At 67.0% G+C, this 21,559-nt stretch carries 13 protein-coding genes and 1 pseudogene; 8 read left to right on the top strand and 6 right to left on the bottom strand.

Features of this window, described 5'->3' with window-relative positions; translation table 11 throughout:
* The first annotated feature begins 311 nt into the window (after positions 1–311).
* From ACLJOO_RS25865 to ACLJOO_RS25850, 4 genes are read left to right on the top strand one after another with little or no spacing between them, the layout of a single operon-like run.
* Positions 312–3,215 (top strand): DUF5722 domain-containing protein, encoded by a 2,904-nt coding sequence (locus tag ACLJOO_RS25865; RefSeq protein ID WP_410789978.1) that lies wholly within the window; start codon positions 312–314, stop codon positions 3,213–3,215.
* A 26-nt stretch (positions 3,216–3,241) separates the two neighbouring features.
* A complete protein-coding gene (locus ACLJOO_RS25860; protein ID WP_410789977.1) occupies positions 3,242–4,699 on the top strand; it encodes an ABC transporter substrate-binding protein in 1,458 nt (485 codons plus the stop codon).
* A 5-nt stretch (positions 4,700–4,704) separates the two neighbouring features.
* Entirely contained in the window at positions 4,705–5,661 is a 957-nt protein-coding gene (locus ACLJOO_RS25855; RefSeq protein ID WP_410789976.1) for a carbohydrate ABC transporter permease, read from the top strand.
* A complete protein-coding gene (locus ACLJOO_RS25850; protein WP_410789975.1) occupies positions 5,645–6,499 on the top strand; it encodes a carbohydrate ABC transporter permease in 855 nt (284 codons plus the stop codon). Before ACLJOO_RS25855 ends, ACLJOO_RS25850 begins: the two co-directional genes overlap by 17 nt.
* Before the next feature lie 17 nt (positions 6,500–6,516).
* On the opposite strand, the gene ACLJOO_RS25845 is transcribed toward ACLJOO_RS25850, so the two are convergent.
* Positions 6,517–8,952: a DNAJC11 domain-containing protein gene (locus ACLJOO_RS25845; protein WP_410789974.1), complete on the bottom strand. Its 2,436-nt coding sequence runs from the start codon at positions 8,950–8,952 to the stop codon at positions 6,517–6,519.
* 303 nt (positions 8,953–9,255) lie between these two features.
* On the opposite strand from ACLJOO_RS25845, the gene ACLJOO_RS25840 reads away from it, so the two are divergent.
* A complete protein-coding gene (locus tag ACLJOO_RS25840) occupies positions 9,256–12,171 on the top strand; it encodes an MGH1-like glycoside hydrolase domain-containing protein (protein ID WP_410789973.1) in 2,916 nt (971 codons plus the stop codon).
* A 121-nt stretch (positions 12,172–12,292) separates the two neighbouring features.
* On the opposite strand, the gene ACLJOO_RS25835 is transcribed toward ACLJOO_RS25840, so the two are convergent.
* From ACLJOO_RS25835 to ACLJOO_RS25825, 3 genes are read right to left on the bottom strand one after another with little or no spacing between them, the layout of a single operon-like run.
* Positions 12,293–13,120 (bottom strand): carbohydrate ABC transporter permease, encoded by an 828-nt coding sequence (locus ACLJOO_RS25835; protein ID WP_410789972.1) that lies wholly within the window; start codon positions 13,118–13,120, stop codon positions 12,293–12,295.
* Positions 13,120–14,073: a carbohydrate ABC transporter permease gene (locus ACLJOO_RS25830; protein WP_410789971.1), complete on the bottom strand. Its 954-nt coding sequence runs from the start codon at positions 14,071–14,073 to the stop codon at positions 13,120–13,122. The genes ACLJOO_RS25835 and ACLJOO_RS25830 overlap by 1 nt, the downstream gene beginning before the upstream one ends.
* 54 nt (positions 14,074–14,127) lie before the next feature.
* Positions 14,128–15,462 (bottom strand): ABC transporter substrate-binding protein, encoded by a 1,335-nt coding sequence (locus tag ACLJOO_RS25825; protein WP_410789970.1) that lies wholly within the window; start codon positions 15,460–15,462, stop codon positions 14,128–14,130.
* A 260-nt stretch (positions 15,463–15,722) separates the two neighbouring features.
* Between ACLJOO_RS25825 and ACLJOO_RS25820 the strand changes: the two genes are divergently transcribed.
* Entirely contained in the window at positions 15,723–18,917 is a 3,195-nt protein-coding gene (locus ACLJOO_RS25820) for a family 78 glycoside hydrolase catalytic domain (RefSeq protein ID WP_410789969.1), read from the top strand.
* A gap of 1 nt (position 18,918) precedes the next feature.
* Here ACLJOO_RS25820 and ACLJOO_RS25815 read toward each other — a convergent pair whose 3' ends face one another.
* Both ACLJOO_RS25815 and ACLJOO_RS25810 read right to left on the bottom strand, forming a co-directional pair.
* On the bottom strand, positions 18,919–19,929 hold the full coding sequence (locus ACLJOO_RS25815; protein ID WP_410789968.1) for a LacI family DNA-binding transcriptional regulator: 1,011 nt from the start codon (positions 19,927–19,929) through the stop codon (positions 18,919–18,921).
* 629 nt (positions 19,930–20,558) lie between these two features.
* On the bottom strand, positions 20,559–20,924 hold the full coding sequence (locus tag ACLJOO_RS25810; RefSeq protein WP_410789967.1) for a hypothetical protein: 366 nt from the start codon (positions 20,922–20,924) through the stop codon (positions 20,559–20,561).
* On the opposite strand from ACLJOO_RS25810, the gene ACLJOO_RS25805 reads away from it, so the two are divergent.
* Positions 20,914–21,255, top strand: a complete 342-nt coding sequence (locus ACLJOO_RS25805) for a hypothetical protein (protein ID WP_410789966.1) — start codon at positions 20,914–20,916, stop codon at positions 21,253–21,255. The genes ACLJOO_RS25810 and ACLJOO_RS25805 overlap by 11 nt on opposite strands.
* A gap of 73 nt (positions 21,256–21,328) precedes the next feature.
* Positions 21,329–21,559, top strand: a pseudogene (locus tag ACLJOO_RS25800) (deaminase); the annotation flags it as partial.

Raw genomic sequence — 21,559 nt, 5'->3', positions numbered from 1 at the left:
CGCAGGGCAGGGACAAGCTCGTCAAAGTATGGAGAATCGGGTCAGTGGCGGTGTTCCCACCCGTTTTCCACAAGCTTGCCATCGGCAACTAGACCGGCGGTGTCCAGATGCGGACACCTTGGCAGTGAAGGCTTGTCAGCCCCCACGGGGATCGGCACTCTGTGTAGCCGTGATCTGACGCCGCCCTGGGAGGAAACACGATGCATGCCAGAAGAAGACGCCGATGGGGTGTCGTTGCGGTCGCAACGGCAGCCGCATTGTTGCTGAGCGGTCTGACAGCGCAGGTTGCTGTGTCGGTGCCCGATTCGGTGGTGCGAACCGATCATCCGACGGCGGCGGCCGCCGAGCATGGGATCGCTTCGGTCGCAGTGGCGGACGACGTGATCACGGTCTCCGGCTCCGTCGACGCGGCCCAGGCGGGCACTGACGTCGAGGTGTTCGTCTCCGGTGCGCAGTCGTCGGCCACCGCAGCGGACGCGAAGTCGTTCGGACGCGCCGTCGCCGGCGCCGACGGTGCGTTCTCGGTGCAAGGCGCTCGGGTCGACGCCACTGGGACCGACCAGCTGTTCGGACAGTTCACGCTCGCCGTCGGCGGGGCTGCCGTCGGTGCTCCGCACTTCGCGGACGACCTGCGGTTCACTGCACCCAACACGGCGCCCTTCCCCCAGGTACTGGACAAGAAGGGCCTGCAGGTTCAGATGTCGGACGACGCCGAGAGCTTGGGCGTCCAGCACGCGGCTATCAACCTCGATCTCGCCAAGATCATGCTGAACAAGCAGACGAGCGAGCAGAACATCACGTTCGCCAGCAGCGGGATCGACTATTACTTCGACGCGGCGGCGGTGGCCGCTCTCGACACGCAGATCAAGGCGGTGTCCGACAACGGCACCTTGGTGAACCTGATCGTGTTGCTGTACCGGCACGACAACGAGCCGAACAGCGCGGCCAACATCCTGATTCATCCGGACGCGTCGCGCGAGGCCGGTGCGGGCCCGGTCTACGGCTTCAACACCGTCACGGACGAAGGCATGCGCTACACGACCGCCGCGATGGAGTTCATCGCCAGTCGCTGGGCACGCCCGGACCAGAAGTTCGGCCGCGCCGTCGGCTTCATCGTCGGCAACGAGGTGGACGCGCAGTGGATCTGGTCGAACTCCGGCGAGAAGACGATCGACGAGTTCCTGAACGGTTACTCACGCGCGCTGCGCGTGATGTCGCTGGCCTCGAGAAAGTACTACGACAAAGCACGCACCTACACCACGCTCACCCAGCACTGGACCGTACCGGCCGGCGGGAACTCCCAACGCTTCTACCCGGCCAGAGACGTGATCGACCGGCTGAACGCGATCTCGAAACAGGGTGGCGACTTCCCCTGGTTCCTCGCTTACCACCCGTATCCGCAGGATCTGTTCAAACCCGACTTCTGGAACGACACCAGGGCGACGGACTCGGTCGACACCGAGATGATCACGTTCAAGAACATCGAGGTTCTGCCGCAGTACTTGTCGTCGCAAGAGCTCCTCTACAAGGGCGAACCGCGGCGCATCATTCTCTCCGAGCAGGGGTGCCACACTCCTGGATCGGGCAGCAACCTGACCCTCGATGCGGAGAAGCTGCAAGCCGCCTGCTTCGCCTACGCCTACTACAAGATCCGCTTTCTGCCCTCGATCGACAGCTTCATCCTGCATCGCCACGTCGATCACAAGCTGGAGGGTGGACTGAATCTCGGGCTGTGGGCAGTGGACTTCTCGATCGACAACCCGAACGCGCCACTGCGCGAGAAGTACAGCTACAACGTCTTCAAGTACATCGACACCGCGCGCTCGCTCGAGGTGACGGACTTCGCCAAGTCGATCATCGGCATCAAGGACTGGGCCGATGTGATCGACGGTTTCGATCCGGCGGCGCTCGACCAGCGCCCGATCACGACTACGGCCGGGACCCGGCTCGACGGGGTGGCGTCCGGCTCCCGTCCGCTGGGTTCCTTCGACACCGGCACCGATGGATGGCTGCCTTCCGACAACGTGTCGTCGGCGACCGCGGCCGGCGGTGTCCTGCAGGTCGCCGATGCGCCCAAGACCTTCGCCAAGCAGTTCCGCGGCGTCGTCAAGAGGTTCACCGCCACCGATGCTCCCCGCGCGCGGGGCTGGCTGAACGCGGCGGTGAAGATCCCGAGCGCGACGGGACTGGGGCCGGACACGATCGCCCGGATCACCGCCACGACGTCGTCCGGACGGATCGTCGAGGGGGATGCCCACGTCCCCGCCGACGGTAGGTTCCACGCGGTAGCGCTGCAGCTGCCTGCCGCGGTCGCGGCGGACACGCTGACCAAGGTCAAGGTCCGCGTTCGGGGGACCGGGACCAGCGAACCGCAGACCTCGTTCGAGCTGGATTCCGTGACGCAGTCCGACGGGGTCAGCCGTTCTCAGTCGCCCAACGTGCTGATGACCGCCGCGACGGACAGCTCAGAGGTGGTCGGCTCGAAGCTGACGGTCGGCATCACCAACCTGGACATGGACACGCTCCAGGGTGCCGCGCAGATTCCGGACGGCTGTGGCGACTTCGACGTGGAACCGAACGGCGTGACGGTTCCCGCTACGCCGTTCGGCGGTGTGGCGAAGGTGACCTTTCAGGTGGCCGCCGTACGAGGGAGTCCCACGACGGCCTGCGTGCAGCTTCGCGGCCAGACCGTGAAGGTCCCGGTGACCGTTCCGCCTCCGCCCGAGCACGTCGTCTACGACTTCGAGACCGACGTCCAGGGATGGAAGGCAGGCGCCGGGGTCAACTCCGTCGCCCGGGTGACCGGGTTCGCCAACGGGCCAGGCGCTCCGCGCGGGGGATCCGGCGCGCTCGAAGCCACGGCCGCGGTCGCCCCGGCGACGGCTACCCGGACTGTCGGCGTGACACCGAGCACTCCACTCGACCTGAGCAAGGCCACAACGGTGTTCGTGTGGATGGACTCGTACGGCGGAGCTCCCGGCGCCACGGGCTACGTGGCGACGTTCACGCTGACCGCGGCGGACGGCACCACGAAGACGACGACGGACACCGGGTTCTCGCCCGACTCCTGGAACAAGCTCTCGATCGACGTGAGCCAGTGGGCGTCCCGAGCGTCCGTGACGTCGGTCCATGTGTCCTTCGCGGCCGTCGGCACCGACTACCCGAACTGGAGCACCAAGTTCCAGGTCGACGATCTCGGCTATTTCACCAACTGATCAAGCCCCACCCGAAAGGCACACCGATGAGAGCAACTCCCTCAGCATCCAGGCGTCGCGGCGCGGCACTGGGCATCGGGTTGGTCGTCGCGATGACGACGGTCGCGGCCTGCGGCGGCTCGAGCGGATCCGGCGAGTCGGGTGACGAGGTCACCATCACCATCTCCGGACCGAACCAGTGGAACAGCTCGGGGTCGAGCTTCGGCAAACCCTGGGAGGAGCTCGTGGCCGCCTTCGAGGCGAAGGAGCCCAAGATCAAGGTCAAGACCGTCGTCCTGCCGCTGAACAGCTTCGGTCAGACCATCTCCACCCAGCTGGCGGCCGGCACCGCCTCCGAGTTGGTGTTCAACCAGGCGCCGCACAAGCCGGAGATGGTCGTCGCGCTGGACGACTACCTGAAGAAGCCCAACCCGTACGTCGAAGGCAACAAACAGTGGATCGACGTCTTCCGCAAGAAGTTCTACGGATTCGGCAACGGCAACAGCCGCAATGCCGCCGGCAACATCGAGTTCGTGCCGTTCAACCTGGTGGGGATCGGCCTGTTCACCAACAACGAGGCGTTCCAGAAGGCCGGCGTACAAGCGCCGTTCAAGGACTACGAGGACCTGATCGCGGGCTGCGGGAAACTCAAGGCCGGCGGCTACACGCCACTGGCGATGGACGCGTCCAATCTCGGCCCCGGCTGGACGATGGGGACCATCAGCGGGATGTTGCTGGACAAGTACGCCCAGGAGTACAACGTCTATGCGCCGGACGGATCGGCGGGCAAGGCCCCGACCGTGACCGAGAAGGGCGTGGCCCGCGCGGTCCTGTCCGGCGCCTTCGACAGCCGCAAGCCCGAGGTGACCGAGTCGCTCAACCTGCTCAAGCGGTTGTGGGACGCCTGCGTCGACAAGAACTGGTCCGGCGTCGCCGGTGACAACGGGGCGGTGATCGGGCTCAAGGACTTCGCGGCAGGCAAGGCGGCGATGGCCTGGGGGGTGAACTTCGGTGTCAGCGCGCTGTCCGAGGTCCCCTTCGAGGTCGGCAGCATGCCGTTCCCGAAGATCACCACCGCCTCGTCGCCGTTGGCGACCGACGCGCCCGCGCGGTTCGGCGCCAGCCCCGGCGGGACAAGCTACATGATCCCGAGCGCGACGAGGGGCGCCAAGCTCGATGCCGCCGTCAAGTTCCTGCAGTTCGTCAGTGCACCGGACAAGATCCAGCCCTGGCTCGCCGCGACCGGTGGTATCCCGGCGGTCGAGGGGGCGAAGGGCGCGGCCAAGACCAGCGCCTTCGCGGAAGGATCGTGGGGTGAGGCGATTCCCTTCAGCTTGCCCGGTCCGCCGCCGGGGGTGACACAACTCAGCCTCTGGGACGGCTGGCTGCTCGGTACGCGGTCGCTGGACAAGGAGCTCGACTACCTGCAGGACATGTGGACCAAGGCCCAGAAACAGGCCGTCACCGACAACAAGTGGCAGTCCGAGCCCTGGGCGAAGAAGTAATGCCGATGACCGCACCGACTGTGGAAACGGCCACCCCCGCGTCCCCTGCGCCGCCGACCTCGCCTCGGCGTCGTCGGCGGCGGGTGCCGTGGGCCGCCTACCTGGCCTTGCTGCCGTTGTTCGCGGTCCTCGGTGTCTTCTCTTACTACCCGGCCGCATCGGGCATCTGGCACTCCTTCTCCGACTGGCGACCGGGGTTCGAGTCGCCGTGGGTCGGGTTCGGCAACTACCTGGCGATGTGGCAAGACGACCTGTGGTGGCAGTCCTTCCGCAACCTGGGCTACATCTTCGTCTTCCAGGTCACCGTCGCGTGGGCGCTGCCGTTGCTGGCCGCCGAGCTGGTCATCTCGCTGCGCAGCGAACGGTTGCAGTTCTTCTTCCGGACCGCGCTGATCGCGCCGATGGCCTTCCCTGGCGTGGTCACCGTGCTGCTGTGGTCGGCGATGTACGACCCGAACAACGGCGTGATCAACCGCGCCCTGCAATCGGTCGGGCTCGACTCCCTGGCTCACAACTGGACCGGTGACCCGAACACCGCGCTGCTCGCCTTGTTGTTCATCGGATTCCCGTTCGTGGCCGGGCTGCCCTTCCTGATCTTCCTGGCGACGTTGCAGGGCATTCCCAAGGAGGTCTTCGAGGCGGCGTCGCTGGACGGCGCGAACAGGCTGCGCCGCTTCTGGAGCGTCGACCTTCCGCTGATGGCGTCGCAGGTCAAGCTGCTCGTCTTCCTGGCGACCATCGGCGTTCTCCAGTACGGCTTCGCTGCCTACCTGCTGACCGGCGGGGGACCGGACAACGCCACCCAGGTGCCCGTCCTGCGGATGCTCGGTGTCGCGTTCCAAGGCAGCCAATGGGGCTACGCGGCGACGCTGTCGACCGCGTTGTTCCTGATCACCGTCGTACTGAGCATCGTCGTGGTCTTCATCAAGCGAGGGGACAAAGCAGATGTCAAGTCGCTCTGAGACCGCGAGCGGCGGACGGCGGCGCAGTGGTCAGCCCCTGGTGGTTCTGGCCCTCAGCTTGATCGCCTTCATCGGGTTGTTCCCGTTCCTGTTCATGCTGATGACGTCCTTGAAGACCAACCAGCAGTACTACGACACCTTCTGGCGGCCGACGCTGCCGCTGCAACTGGAGAACTACAGCACCGCCTGGCAACAGATCCAGCCCTACTTCGTCACCTCACTGCTCGTCGCCGCGGCCGCGATCGCCGGAACCCTGCTGCTGAGCACGGTGGCAGCGTTCGTCTTCGCCCGGTACGAGTTCTTCGGCCGCAAAGCGCTCTTCGCCCTCGTGGCGCTGTTGTTGATGGTGCCCGGGATCTCCAGCCTGATCCCGCTCTTCGTCCTGATGCGGGATCTCGGCATCCTGAACACCCGGCTGGTGCTCGTGATCCCCCATGTCGCCGGCGGAGCGGTCCTCGGAACGCTGCTGATGAAGACGTTCGTGGAGCAGATCCCGCAGGCGCTGTTCGACGCGGCCCGGGTGGACGGCGCGTCGGGGCCCCGGATGTTCTGGTCGATCATGCTGCCGCTGTCGTTGCCGGTGGTCGGGACGATCTCCCTGGTCACCGTCATCGGGGTGTGGAACGACTTCTTCTGGCCGCTGCTCACCATCGCCGACAACAACCTGCGGACCGTGTCGGCGGGCCTGCAGTTCTTCCAGACCCAGAACGCCACGGAGTACGGACCGCTGTTCGCCGGCTACGCGTTGGCCAGCATCCCTCTCCTGTTGCTGTTCCTGTTCCTGTCGAAGTACTTCCTCGCCGGCCTGCAAGGCGGGCTCCCCGGCTCGGGACGCTGACCTCCGGCCGGCTGGACTCATAGGGCTGGGGTCAGCCCCTCGGAACGCACCAGCCAGCGCTCGTCGGCAGGGAATCCGGGGGCGGGGCGGTCCGGTGCGCCGTGCCAGCCGGCGGTCATGAAGGCGATGGCGTAGAGCAAGGCGCCGTTGCTCGGGAAGTAGGGGAACGGCCCGCCGGTGGCGAGGCCGGCGTCGTCGAACTGGAAGCCGTCGGACGGGTGGAGCAGGAAGTCCACCGCGTCGTCCGAGCGCCCGAGTCGCGCGGCGCACATCGCCAGCATCGGGAAGTCCCATCCCCAGGTACGGGAGAACCTCCAGCCGGTGAAGACCCGGTCGGCGGTGCGGTCCATCGTGGGGATGTCGACGCCGTCACCCGGCAGCCAGCCGAACGCACCGATCAGCGCCGGGTGCTCGTAGTTCTTCTCCGTCCACATGTTCTCGACGCCCTCGTGCAGAACGTAGGAATCGTCCTGGACCGGCAGGGCCGCGAGCCCGTCGTGGACGCGCTGCCACTGGGGATCGCCGGGCAGACCGAGACGTTCGCGCCACTGTTGTGCGACGCGGAGGCCGAAACGCCAGTAGGAGAGCTCGAAGGTGGGGTTCTGGGTGGTCTTGGGATCGGTGTTCTCCGACACGAGGTGTATCGGCGGGCCGAGCACGTAGCGGCTCGTGCTGTCGTCCCAGAATGCCCAGGAGGCGAGGAAGTCGGCGGTGTCGGCAACGATGTCCCGCCACTTCCTCAGCGTGGCCTTGGTGGGATGTGCCTGGTAGTCCAGCTCGGCGAGAAAGATCGGGTGCGGCTGCTGCCAGGTCAGCAGGGCATTGATGACGTGCGGCGCCTCGCTGCCGTCGGCCGTCGTGCACTTCGGCCACCGCGCCCCCCGGAAGCCCTGTTCCTGCGCGCGTTCGCGCGACGAGTCGTGGAAGCGGTCGAAGACGGGCAGGCTGCGCTCGAGGATCGGCCAGCGGTTCCACAGCGCCCAGTGCGCGCCGTGCCACCAGTACATCTCCATGTGGAACTTGCCGTGCCAGCCGTTGTTGACGAGGCCGGACTCCTGCGGTGGGAGTGAGCCTGCCTCGTTGGCGCGCAGCAAGTACTGCGAGAGCACGATCCGCCGCTCCAGCTCACGCCAGCGCGGGTCCTTGCTCTCGGACAGGTCGACCGCGCCGCCGGACAGCCAGTACTGTCGCCAGCTGCGGACGCTCGCCGCGAAGGTCGCGCTCGAGGTCGCGGCCGGCGACGCCTGTGGCGAAGGAGACTCTGCCGAAGAAGAGTGGGCCGAAGAAGAGTGGGCCGCGGGAGCCGGCGCGAACGTGCAGACGAAGTGCAGCCGATCGGTCCCGCCGGCCGCGGCGAGCCGGTAGCGATGCCGGCCGGCCGCGGCACCGATCGAGAGGGTTTCGTTGTCGCGGACAACGATCTCGAAGTCCCGGCCGCCGTAGGTGTAGGCGAGGACCAGGCGCTTGGCCTGGCCCGGAGCCGGGTCGCCGAGGAGGCGGTAGTCGACGAGCGCGGTGAGCGAGTCGTCCACGACCAGCTCGGAGAGCTTGCCGGCGACGTCGGCCCAGTGGCCGTCGGTGCCGTACTGGGCGGTGCGGATGACGAGCTCACCGCCGTTCGTGTCCTCGCTCGCGAAGACGCCGCGTCCCTGCCAGGTGACCTCGACGTGGTACTCGGTGGAGTCCATCCGGTGGGTGATGTCGGCACGGTTGCGGTGCGTCGTAGCCGTCGTCCGATGGGCGTCCGGCTCGCCGTAGGTCCCGACGTGCTCGGCGAACTCCTGCTGATCGGCGTACGGGAAGTCGAGGAAGACGGCCAGCCGGTCGGCCGCGACGAGTGGCGAGTCGATCTCCACGGCGACGGCGTCCTGGTCGGGGTGGCAGCAGGTGCGGACATGTACCGGTTGGCCGGCGAGCTCGAAGCGGCTGTCGATGATGCCGGTCCACAGATCGAGTTCCTGCCGGATGCCCGTCAGGTCGCCGGCGACGGCGGTGCGGCCGTCAGGGAGGGTGAGTTCCAGACCGATGCGGCCGAGGTTGATGCGTGCCGGGTTGGCGTAGAGCCAGCGGGACAGTTCAGGTTGGGTCGGGTTCGGGATGGGGTACTCGACCGCACGGCCGTGGGTGTCCCAGACCTCGCCGTGGAAGTCCGAGGGCTGCTGTCCGGGTGGCAGCGGGAAACTGTGCCATCCCCACTCCGACATGGTGTTGAACGGCACGAACGTCTGCAGGCCGGTGACGTCGACCCCGAACGCGAACCGGCCGTTGCCGACCTGGAGGGGGCTGTGCGTGTTGATCGCGTCGCGCACCACCCGGTGTCGGGCCACAACTGCCTGCCTGTCGATTGGAATGTTCGGCGCGGCGGCCGATGCCGCGGGTGACGTCTGGGACGCGGCAACGCCCGTTGCGGCTGCGGCAGCAGACCCGGACACGAACGTTCTGCGCGTGATCATGACGTCTTCCTATCAACGAGGTCCACGAATCTGCCTGCCTCTGACCGCAGTCGGACAGTCGGGGCCTAGGCGGTTGACAGTGTCAGGCTCGCCTGTGACTCTACCTGAAAGCTTTCAATTACCTCAGTGGCTGGCGTGCCGACGCCCCTTCCGACGCGGTCATTGTGGCTTTCGGCCTGCCACCGATCACTCCGCGAACGAACGACTGGAGACCCCATGGCCATGGGCAACAAACGCTTCCGTCCGAGTCGGCGTCTCTTCCTCCAGGGGGCGGGCAGTGGCCTGCTCCTGACCGCGAGCGGGATGGCACGACCCCTCCAGGCCACCGCGACCACGGCCGCGACCTACCAGCTCGAGAACGGGTTCATCAGTCTTTCCGGCGCGTACGGAAAGCTGACCCGGTTCGCCTGCGATCCGACGGGCTCCGGCCAGCACCAACCTACGTCGTTCGGCTCGGTGTTCCTCGGCGCGACCGACTTCTTCGACGCCGGGTTCAACAAGGACGTCACCTGGACGGCGACCGGGACGTCGCTGAGCCTGGCGGGCATTCAGTTGCCGTCGGCAAAGAGTCTCAAGCAGGCGCAGACAAACTCACCCGTCCCGCTCAACGCCGGTCACACGATCGGCCAGTCATTCATTGCGTCGATGTACCGGTTCACCCGCGTCGGCGGCCAGTTTCCCACTTGGAGCAGCAACAACGCGGGGCTGCGAATGACGCTCTTCGCGGGAACTCCGGCGGTCGGCCTCACCGAGATCGCCAGTCGCGAGGTGAACCCGCTGAAGGACAACGGATGGGCCTACCTCGATGTCCCGGATCAGCCCGCCGGGTCCTACTACCTGGAGATCTCGCACACCGCGGGGACCCCCGGCTGGTGGAGCCAACTCGGCGCGACAACGGTCAGCGTGGGCGGCTCGGCGTACCAGGACCGTCAGGTGCAGACGGATCGCACGATGACGATCGAGGTGGCGGGCTTCGACGTCGACGGCATCGCGTCGTGGAAGCTGGATCTGTCCGGCCGGAACCTGGCGATGGCGTACGACATCAAGTGGCAGAACGACGCACGGGCCGATCCCGGCCTGACGCTGACCACTTCGTGGCGCCGTGACGGGTACTCCGTCGCCGCGGCGGACGGCGTGCTGTTCAACCGCTTCTACGGCGACCAGGGCATCTACATGCCGTCGGAGCAGCTGAAGCGCCGGGACGCCTGGACGAACCCCGTGTCGGGATCGCACGCGGTCACGGCCGGAGGCAACGGCCCGTACGACCTGCGGTTCATCGGCGACGAACCTGTCCTCGACGGCACTATGACTGCCCAGTCGATGGTGATGTCGCTCAACTCCGGGATCGCGGACGCGGCGCAGACCGTTTCGCGATCGCTCGCGGTGGAGGTTCAACCGCATTCGGACGCGCTGCCGGCGGTCTTCCCCGTGTTCACGGCCTCCGATCAGCGCAGGGCGTCGCAGGTGTCCTCCTTCTACTGGGAGCGTGCGTTCAGCTTCCGCTTCAGTGGGCACGCGATGGACTGGGCCGACTGGAACGGGCGCGTCCTGGACTGGACCGCGACGGCGGGACGCGGCGCACAGGCCGACTCCCTGTTGAGCACCAAGCTGGAGCCCAACGGGTACGTCTGGTCCTGGCCGAACTCGGCGGGGTGGCCGTTCCCCGATCCGAAGCAGTTCGACGCCCGGCACTTCACGTCCAACGCGATGTACATCCTCGGCGCCTGGCGGTACTACTCGTGGACTGGTGACACCGACTTCCTCGCCACGATGCTGCCGCGGGTGCGGCAGGCGATGAACTTCTACCTCGACTCGCTCGACGGCAAGAGTGGGATCGTCACGATCGACTCGCCCGACCACAGCGGCCGGGACGGCTGTCTGCCCTCCAACTACTGGGACGTCACGTCGTTCGGGTATCAGGACGCCTTCCTCAACGCCTACTTCTACGGCGCGCTCGAGGCGATGGCCCAGCTCGAGGAGCACGTTGGAGGCGCGGCGAGAGCCAACGAGCTGCGGACCGTGCGCCGGCTGACGCGTCAGCGCTACAACAGCCTGTTCTGGAACCGGACGGCCGGCCGGTACGTGCAGTCCATCGACGCCGACGGCGTCGCGCACGACTACGGCTCGACCTACGTCAATCTCGAGGCGGCGTCGTTCGGCCTCCCCACCCAGGACCAGGCAGCGCGGATCTTCGAGTGGCTGGACCACGGCCGGACCGAGCTGCAGGAAGCGGTCGTCCAGATCGAAGAGGGCGGCCTGGCTCCGAAGATCACCGTCGGCCACACGCTGGGGCAGAGCTTCACGGCGGATGCCGAGTTCGTCACCGTCGCGGCGCGGTTCGCCACCTACGCCGAGCGCGGCGCCGCGTTCACCATGACGCTCTACCGTGGCCTGCCGGAGGAGGCGCCGGTCAAGATCGCGGAACGGAAGTTCAGCGACTGGTTCGACGGCCGGGTGGCGCACCTCGACCTGCCGAAGCAGCCACCGGGTGTGTACTACCTGGAGGTCTCCCAGGTCACCGGCACGCTCGCCTGGTGGTCGACGGCAAAGAGCGTGCCCGGTGCGAGGGCGTACGCCGACGGGAAACCCGCGACCGATGCGTCGAACAGGTACGTGGTGGCACTCGGCGAGTACGTCGAGGGGCCCGCCGACATCTACTCGAAGTGGGTCTTCGCTCCGAGGTCGACGACGCGCCGCAACAGCTACTGGTTCTTCCTGACCCACCTCACGACGCCCTGGGGAGAAGAGGTGCAGGACGGCGGAGCCATCCTCTACACCTCGGGATTCGACGTGATGGCGCGCGCCCGCTACCGATCCGCCGATGACGCGTGGGCCCGGATGACGGCCATACTCGATCGGTGGAGCGAACCCGACCACATCTGCGGCGGTGCACCGCTGTACCGCGGCGAGGGAACGGTCGACGCGCCGGGCGGAGCACACTCGGTCGGAACGGATATCCCGTTCCCCGAGAGCGGACTGGCGCCGGCCAGCTTCCTGTACGCCTTCGTCGGGGTCGAAGCCGAGCCGGAGGCCCTCGTCATCACTCCGAACCTGCCCTCGGCCCTGTCCGACGCCGGCGTCCGCAACCTCCACTGGCGCGGACGGCAGCTCGACGTGCAGGTCACGCGCGACACAGTCACCGTGACAGGCAAGGGCATGGCGGTCAAGCGCCGGTACAAGTCGGGCAAGACGGTGCGGATCGGTTCAGACGAGCTCTAGGACCGAGCTGAACGGGTGGTTGCCGTGGCCAACTTCCACCGAGGTGGATGAACCCGGCAACCACCCGTCCACGATCCCGTAGGCGCCTCGGTCGTACCAGACTCATCTCCAGGCCGAGGGCTCACTCGAGGCCCGTTCCGACGATGCCCTTGAGGTACCACTTCTGGAACACGATGAAGACGATCAGCACCGGCAGCATGGCGATCACCGCTCCGGCGAGACCGACGGACGGGGAGATCATCGAGTTCTCGCCGCCGGCCAGTGGCGCGAGCGCGACGTTGATCACCCGGTTGGCCGGGTTCGGGGCGATGACCTGCGGCCAGATGTACATGTTCCACGCGGTCAGGAAGCTGATCGAGCAGAAGGTGGCGAGCGCGGGCTTGGCCAGCGGAATGCCGATGGCGGTCAGCACCCGCCCCCAGCTCGCCCCGTCGATCCGCGCCGCCTCGATGAGACCGACCGGCAGACCCGCGAAGAACTCCCGGAACATCAGGATCGCGAACGCACACTGGGCGGCCATCGGGATGATGAGGCCGGCATAGGTGTTGAGCCACCCCAGCTGGAACGTGACGACGAACAGGGGGATCAGCGTGAGGTTGCCCGGGATGAACAACGGTACGACGAGCGTCGCGACCACCGCTGCCGCCCACTTGAACGGGATCTTCGCGAGGGCGAAGGCGGCGGGGAGCGAGAGCACGAGCTGCAGACCCACGATGCCCAGGCTGAAGATGAAGGTGTTGACGATCACCCGGGGCGTCAGGTAGTTCCAGGCCTCGACGAAGTTCTGCCAGATCGGAGTCTCGGGCAGCAGCGGCGGCGGGAAGGCGTTGATCTCCGCGGCGGACTTGAGCGAGCCGGAGACCATGAACAGCAGCGGGGTGGCCATCACCACGCCGGCGAAGACGATCGCCAGGTAACGAAGGACGCTGTGAGAACGAGGCGTGCGCATCAGCTGCGCTCCTTCCGGAATCGCACGATCCCACGCACGAGAACCACGATGGCGATCATCAGGACGAGTTGGAACAGCGACAGGGCGCTGGCGTAGCCGATGTCGCGCTGGCCGAAGGCGACCTTGTACGAGTAGAGCGCGATCGACTGCGTGGAGCCGAGCGGGCCACCGTCGGTCATGATCAGCGCGATCTCGAACGAACCGCTCACGAAGCTGACGGCCTGGAGCACGGCGATGAGAACGGTCGTGCCCCAGACGTTCGGCCACGTCATCGACCAGACCTGCCGCCACCTGCTCGCGCCGTCGAGGGACGCCGCGGCGTAGATGTCGTCCGACACCCGCTGGAGCCCGGCGAGGTACAAGATGATGACCAGCGGCAGGCCGCCCCAGATCATCATGACGACGAGGGCGGGGCGGGCCCACGTCAGGTCGGACAGCCAATTCGGTCCGTTGACGCCGATCCAGGACAGCGCCTGGTTGACCAGCCCGTTCGTGCTGTACAGGTTGACCCAGATCAGCGAGGAGACCGCGGCCGAGGCGATCATCGGCGCGAAGTAGAGGACGCGGACGGCCGCGATCCCCGGGAGCTTCGTGTTGACCAGTACGGCCAGGACGAAGCCGATCAGGATCGTCGGCAGGACGCCCATCAGGACGAACAGGGCGGTGACCCCGAGCGCCTGCCACATCTCGGCGTCACCGAACAGCCGGATGACGTTGTCGAGCCCGACCCATCGCGGTGTGTCGAACAGATCCCACTGGAAGAAGGTCAGCACCAGGCCGCCCACGGCAGGGAGGATCACGAAGAGCGCGAAAGCCAGCATGCCCGGCGTGAGGAACGCGACGGCGGTGAGCGCGTCGATGCGTCTGCCGCGCCGGTAGCCGTAACTGAGGTCCGGGGGGCGTTTCTCCTCGTCCTGCCGAAGCGGTTGGGTATCCAGGGCTGGGGTCGACACTACGATCTCCGATGCTAGGGAGACCCGGGTGGGGCGGCCCGGGTCATCCGTCAGTTACTTGGCCTGCTTCGCGATCGCCGCGTTGACGGTCTTCTCCGCTTCGGCGAAGGCTTCCTCGACCGAGCGATGCTTCAACAGGACCTCCTGGGTCGCCTTCTTCGTGGCGTCGGCCATGACGGTCGATGTCGAGCCCGGCATGGCGGTGAGCAGGACCGCGCTCCGTGCCGACTGACCGAAGATGGCGATGTTGTCCGGCGGGGTGCCGTCCTTCCAGGTGCCGTTGTCGATGCCGTCGTCGGTCGGCGGAATGACGCCGCCGACGTCCTGGGCGACCTTCATGCCGGTCTTGGTGTCGTAGAACCAGCTCAGGAACGCCCACGCGGCATCCTGGTTCTTGCTGGTCTGCGCGATCGACAGTCCGTACGATCCGCCGCCGGCGGTCGACTTGCCCTCGATCGTCGGGAGGACCTGCACATCCCACTTCGCGTTGACGAGCGCCGTCTTGACCTGCGGAACCGAGCCGCGCGAGGCGATGGCCATCGCGACCTTGCCCGAGCCGAAGCTGAGCTTCGGGTCGTCCGTCGTCGTGGTGTAGGCGCCGGAGGCGGTTCCGTAAGCGCTGAGCATGAGCTTCCATGCCTTGATGGCTTCCGGCTGACCGATGCCGGACTTGCCGGTCTTCGCGTCGTAGACCGAGCCGCCGAATGCCTTGATGACAGGGCCGTAGACGATCTGCGCGCTGCCGTCACCGAGCGGAGCGGCCAGGCCCGTGATGCGGCCGCCGCCCTTGGCCTGGAGCTCCTTCCCGACCCGCAGCATGTCCTCCCAGGTCCAGTCGGCCTTCGGGTACTCCTTGACCCCGAGCTGGTCGAACAGGGACTTGTTGTAGAACAGCCCCACCGAGTCGGCACTCACCGGCAGGCCGGTGATCTGCTCCGGCTTCGCGAGCGGCCGGTACTGGCCGACGAACTGCGGAAGGAACGAGTCCGCGGTGAGGCCGCTGAGCTTGCCTTCCTTCAGCCCCGGAGACAGGTCCAGGGTGACGTTGTTGGTCGCCAGCGTGTCTGCCAGGAAGTCCACGTTGAAGAAGACGTCCGGCAGTTCACCGCTCAGACGCGCAGTCGCCAGTTGCTGCGCGTACTCGTCGGCCTTGTCCGTCGTACTGCGGACCTCGACCTTGCGGTCGGGGAACTGCTTGGTGTACGCCTCGGCGTACTTCTTGAACTGCGGTTCGAGCGCGGTGATGGTGGTCAGGACGATGGAACTTCCGTCGACCTTGCCGGCGTCTCCGGAACTGGAGCCGGCGTTCCCGCCGCACGCCGCGAGCACGGCAACCATCGCTGCCGAGGCGGCGACGAGCACACGGCGGCGCGCTGTGCGTGACGTCATGTCAGCCTTCCTTCCTTGCTGTGAATGCCGAACGAAGGCCGAACCCAGTCCTCGGCGAGCGAGTGCTCCGACTGCGTCTGAGCGCGTCTATCGGGCGTTGAAACCTTTCAGATGAAAGCTTTCAAGCTATGATGTGTGGGTTGCGTCACGGTGTCAAGAGTGCGTGCCGTGAGTCGCTGGACGACCGCGAAACCGACCGGGGACCTGGCTGCGACAGTTCTGGTCCAGGCTGCGGCTGATCAACAGCGAAGGGTCCCACAGTGACGAGTCCGACACCGACAACGCTGCGCGTGGACGGGCGTTGCGCCGCCGCGCAGCCAGCTCCCGGCGGGTCCGCGATCAGAGCGGACGACCGCTTCGTCGCGCTCGCCTCCGAACGCCGGCCCCGGCTCTCGTGGGTCGTGCCGCTCGAGCGCAACGGCCAGCGCCAAACCGCCTTCAGGCTGCGCGTGAGTCCGGGAACGTCGGATCCTCGCCGTGGTGACACCTCGCTCGTCTTCGACAGTGGCGAGGTCGGGGCTGGTGACCCTTTCGCTGAACTCGGCACCGACCTCGCGGCGGACTGCCTGTACTCGTGGACTGTTCGAACTCGTGACGAAGCCGGCGAGTGGTCGCAGTGGGCAGCTCCGGCGAGCTGCGAAACCGGACCGTGGCAGTACGACGACTGGTCCGCCGACTGGGTTGCTCAGCCCGCACTCACGGTTCTGCGGCGGAGGGTGCTTCTCGAGCAGCCGACGGAACGGGCCCGACTTCACCTCACCGCTCAGGGCCTGGTGCGGGCATCCGTCAACGGAGTGGCCGTCAACGCCGATGCCTCCGATCCGTCGCGCACCGACCCGACTCGAGCGTTGTATCGCACCTATGACGTCACCGACCTCCTCACCGTCGGGGAGAACACCATCGAGTTCGCGCTCGGTCTGGGGGACTGGGAACGTTCCGGCGAGGACCCGCGCCTGCTGGCCGAACTGGTCGCACACGCCGCCGACGGCACGATCGTCCGCGCGGGTACCGGCGCAGAGATGGAGACCGCAGGCGCCGAGGTCACCCGAGAAGAGCCCTTCTACCTCGAGCGCCACGAACGGATCGACGACGCGGGGGTCTTCGGCGCCTCTGATGCGTTGCGCGTACTCACGCCTGAGGTCGACCCGGTCTCCTTCGCGACGCCGCCGACCGCGATCGCACCAGACCCTTCACCGGCGCTGCACCGCGTCGCACGGCATGAGGTGACCGAGCTCAGCCGGTCCACCGCCAGCCGGGTGTACGACGTCGGGACCAACATCGCGGGTCGCACCCGGCTCACGGTGGCGTCGCCGGTTCCCGCCGGCACCGTCGTACGAGTCGTCCACGGCGAACACCTCGACCAGGCCGGCAGGCTCGACACCACCAATCTCACGATGCCGTTCGACCACGGACGGGTACGTCAGGCCGTCGAGTACGTTATCGAGGGAGACGTGCACGAGGTCCTCGAGCCCTGGTTCGCCTACCACGGATTCCGGTACTTCGAGGTCCTCGGGCTTCCGGCCGACGCCGACGTGACGGTGGAGGCCTGGAGCCTGCACTCCGATCTGGTGAGTGTGAGCGAACTCGAGACCGACGACTCGCAGGTCAACGCCCTCGTCCGGGCGGCACGGCGTACGTTGCTGAACAACGTGCACGGGATCCCGGAGGACTGTCCGACCCGCGAGCAGGCGGGATGGACGGGGGACACCGCGTCGGTCACCGAGTTCGAGTTCTCGGCCTTCGACCTGCAGACCTTCTTCTCGAAGTGGCTCGCTGACCTGCGTACGAGCCAGCAAGCTGATGGCAGCATCCCGGCCATCTCGCCCGACATCCGGGCCGACCGGATCAGCCCCGACCCTGTCTGGGGCGCCGCGCTGCAGCGGGTGCTCCTCGGCCATTGGCTGCACTACGGTGACGAACGGGTCGTGCGGGAGACACTCCCGGCTCTACGGCGCTGGGCGGACTACCAACTCACGCTTCGGACCGCGGGCGGCGTCGTCGGCAACGCTCCGATCAGCTACGGATCGGATTGGCTTGCCCTCGAGCAGACACCGCCGCCCCTGCACCACACGGCCGCGACCATCGACAGCCTGGAGTCACTCGCGACGCTCGAAGACGCCACCGGCAGTCCGAACGCCGCCGCGGAACGACGTACTCAGGCCGACGTACTGCGGACAGCGTTGCGTACGGCGTACTACGACGACGAACGCGACGTGTTCGGCAACGGCACCCAGGCGGCGAACGCCATCGCCGTGGAATCTGGCGCTCTCACCGGCGCCGAGGCAGAGCGTGCGGCAGGGCGGATCGCTGACGACGTACGCGCTCGCAACGATCGCCTGACCTCGGGCTTCGCCGCGACGAGGACGACGATCCGAGCACTCGCGCGCACCGGCCACTCGCAGACCATCTTCGACGCCCTTCACCAGCCCGCCGAGCCGGGAATCGGGGCGATGCTCGACCACGGCCCCGGCACGTTCTGGGAGTGTTGGTGGATCGATCCGCGGAACACCGGCACCGGGTCGCTCGATCACATCGGCCTCGGTGGACCGTTCGCGGGCTGGGCCTGGCAGTGGCTCGCCGGCGTACGGCCGATCGCCGCCGGCTGGTCACGGTTCGAGGTTGCGCCCCAGTTCGTCGACGGTGTCGACTCGCTGTCCCTGAGGTCGCGGACGGTGCGGGGGACTCTCGAGCTGCGATACCGGGTCAGCGGAGCGGAGACAGTCCTCGAGCTCACGGTTCCGGTGGGCTCGGAGGCGGTCCTTCGACTCGCTGAACGGGACAATGACATCCTCGGTCCCGGGTGGCACCAACGCACGATCGCTACCGCCCTGGTTCGTACGACGAGGCGCCGCAGGACGTACTCGGCCGAAGAACCCTGGCGGCCGCCGTCCCGGCCGTCGCCTTCCCCGGATGTCGTCGGCGAGCGCGATTGGCTCCAGCGGGCGCTGGCCGAGAACACCATCACGGCACAAGGCAGCGAACCCATCGTGGTGCTGCCGGACGGCCTGTGCTGCATGCCCGTGCCTCACGAGCAGCCGGGCGGACCCGTGGCGCTCGTGCGTGGCGGCGAACGCACCGCTGCCGGAGAGGGCGCGGCGCTGTCGGTACGCCTTCCCGTCGTTGCTACAGGCACCGATCGGTCCGGTGCGAAGTTCGTCTACGCGATGCTCGACCTGTGTGTGGAGAATCCGCAACGGCCACTGGAGCCGTTCCTCGTCGTTCGCGGTGCCGACGGCAGCACGAGTGAGGGCACCGGCACGATCTGGCCCGCCGGCTGGAACCGGGTGAGTGTCGACGTCTCGGCTCTGGCCACGCGGACCGCGATCGAGTCGGTCGAGGTCGGCGTACGCGTTCGGGCGCCAGCGGCGGACTCGCCGCCATCCGCGGACGACGACGTGCCCCTGGCGTTCCACCTCGGGGACGTCGGCTACAGCACCGTCCGCCGAACCTGGTGACTCAGGCCGACGTCGTACTGGCTCGAACGACGAGTTCAGGGGGCAGCAGCAGGTGCTCATGGACGTGCGCCTCGCCCTTGAAGGCGTGGTCGAGAACCAGGCGAACCGCCTCCTCGGCCAGCGCGTCCTGCGGCTGCCGGACAGTGGTCAGCGGCACGATGGCGGAGGCCGCGTAGTCGATGTCGTCGTAGCCCACGATGGAGATGTCGCGCGGGACGTCGATGTCGTCGGCGATCACGAGCGACTGCATGAGGCCGAGGGCCAGCAGGTCGTTCGCCGCGAAGACCGCGTCGGGCCGAGAGCCGGCAGGCAGCACGGCCAGTTGGTCGCCGATCGCTCTGCCGTCGGAGATGGTCTGGTCGAGTGTGTCGATGTGGGTGAGGCTCGCGCCGTCGATCTCCGCGACAGCACGCAGCGCGCCCTTCCACCGGTCGTCGACCTGATGGAGCGGACCACCGAGAAAGGCGATCCGCCGCCGCCCGGCGTCCAGCAGATGACGTACAGCGAGATAGCCGCCGGCGTTGCCGTCGAGTGCGACGGAGCAGAAGTCTCCCTCGTTGGCATGAATGTCGAAGAGCACGACAGGCATCCCGCGCCGGATGACGCGTTCGATCCGCGCGGTCTGGCCGTCCAGTGGCGCGATGATCATGCCCCGGACGCGTTGCTCCTCGAAGAGGTCGATGTAGCGGTCCTCGCGTCCGTCCAGCTGATCGCTGCTGCCGAAGATCACGGTGTGCCCGAGAGCTTCCGCCGCGGCCTCGCAGGCGTGCGCCAGACCACCGAAGAACGGATTGGCCACGTTCAGCACGATCATGCCGAGCGTCGTACCGCCGCCCATCTTGAGCTGCCTGGCGAGGTCGTTGCGCACGAAGCCGAGCTCGTCCATCGTGGCGAGCACCCGTTTCAGAGTGGCGGTCGAGACCAGCTCGGGCCGGTTGAGGACGTGCGAAACCGTACCGACGGACACCATCGCGCGAGCAGCCACCTCACGAATGCCCACCGGCCCGGCCATCTGCTTCCCCTCACACCTCGTGCACCACAGAGACCCCCATCATAGGTGCGCGAGAGAGTGGACGCCCTTAGTTTGAGCCGACCCGGGGCGGTTCAGTCTTGGTTGTTCCGGTGGCGGTGACGGCTCGGACTTTGCCGTCGCGGTCGCGGAACTTTGCGTGGGCCAGGTGCTTGAGGGGTTTGCCGTTCTTGGTGGTCTTCGTGGTCCTGGTGGAGATATCTCCCCAGGTTCCGATGGGCAGCGGTGGCCTCGGCATGTGTCTCCTCCAACCGGTGTGATGTGACGCACAGTCACGATCATCTGAAGGCCAGGGCCAGGTCAGCGGGGGAGATGTGTGGCTGAAAAGGTCGAGTAAAAGGTGACCTTCGGACATGAAGAAACCCAGGTCACCGTCATGACCTGGGCCTTTGGTGCGCCGCCAGGGAACTCGAACCCCGAACCCGCTGAATTCCAACTGAGGCCGATCATCGTTTGTCGATTATGAGCGAAAACTCTTACTGGCAAGAGATTCGGGGCTGGTCTCGTGTCCGTCGGTTCTCGTCGCTCACCATCCTTTCGCGCTGATTGAGGTGCGTAAAGAGGTGCCTTGCCTGGTTATCCGAGGTGGTCAAGGGGCATGGAGTGGGCAGTCAGAAGGCTGCTGCGACTGGGATGACGTCGGATCCGATGCGCTCCAGTACGTCGAGGCGTGGGACCTGGGGGACCATGCCGATGGCTGCGCTGAAGCCGAGGCTGTGGAGGCGGCCGAGTTCGTCGATCAGTTCGCCGGTCTTCTCGCCGTTCTCCCCGGTGTCGATCAGGTGGTAGACGGTCTTGGTGATGTCGTCGTAGTCGCGGCCCTCGTTCTCGCAGTGCTGTTTGAGGACGTCGAGTTTTTGCTCGAGATCGGGGGTGTTGAAGACGTTGCATGCCTGTGCGTATTTGGCGACGAGGCGCAGCATCTTCTCCTCGCCACCACCGCCGACCATGATCGGCGGGTGCGGCTTGCTGGCCACCGTGCCGTCGGTCAACAGCGCGCTCAAGCGCGCGCGATCGACCCTGGAGCGACAGCGAACCGACTGGCGACGGCAGGACCGGCCACCCGCGGCCGGTTCGCCGCAGGAGGATGCGATCGTCACGAGGTTCGGCCGGGCCTACAGCCTCGTGCCCACGCGCGCCAACGGGCAGCCTGCCTTCGGCGCGTACGTCCTGGGCGCCGACGGTGTACGCCGTGGAACCAGCCTGTTCGTGGTGGCTGTCGCCGGCGACCGGATCTGTGCGATGACCCGCTTCGAGAGCACCGTGTTCGAGGCCTTCGGTCTGCCCCTGGCACTTCCTGGACGCTAGGCAGCGCTCAGTTTCCGGTCGGTTCGGTGTCCAACCAGCAGGTACAAGCCAAGCCAAGCCAAGGAGAACTGCAATGGGAAAGATCGTGATCTCGACGAACGTCTCGCTGGACGGGGTCGTCCAGGACCCGGACGGTCAGGAGGGGTTCAAGCACGGCGGCTGGTTCGACCAGTTCACCGGTGCGGATCGCGCGGCGTGGGCCGAGTACGAGACGGACGAGGCGCTGCGCTCCGAGGCGTTGCTGCTCGGCCGGCGCAGCGACGAGTGGTTCGCCTCTCGCTGGCTGAACCGGACCGGCGAGTGG

The organism is Kribbella sp. C-35, from assembly GCF_046549195.1.
In the GTDB taxonomy this organism is placed as follows: domain Bacteria; phylum Actinomycetota; class Actinomycetes; order Propionibacteriales; family Kribbellaceae; genus Kribbella.
This window is presented reverse-complemented; position numbering and strand designations above follow the sequence as displayed.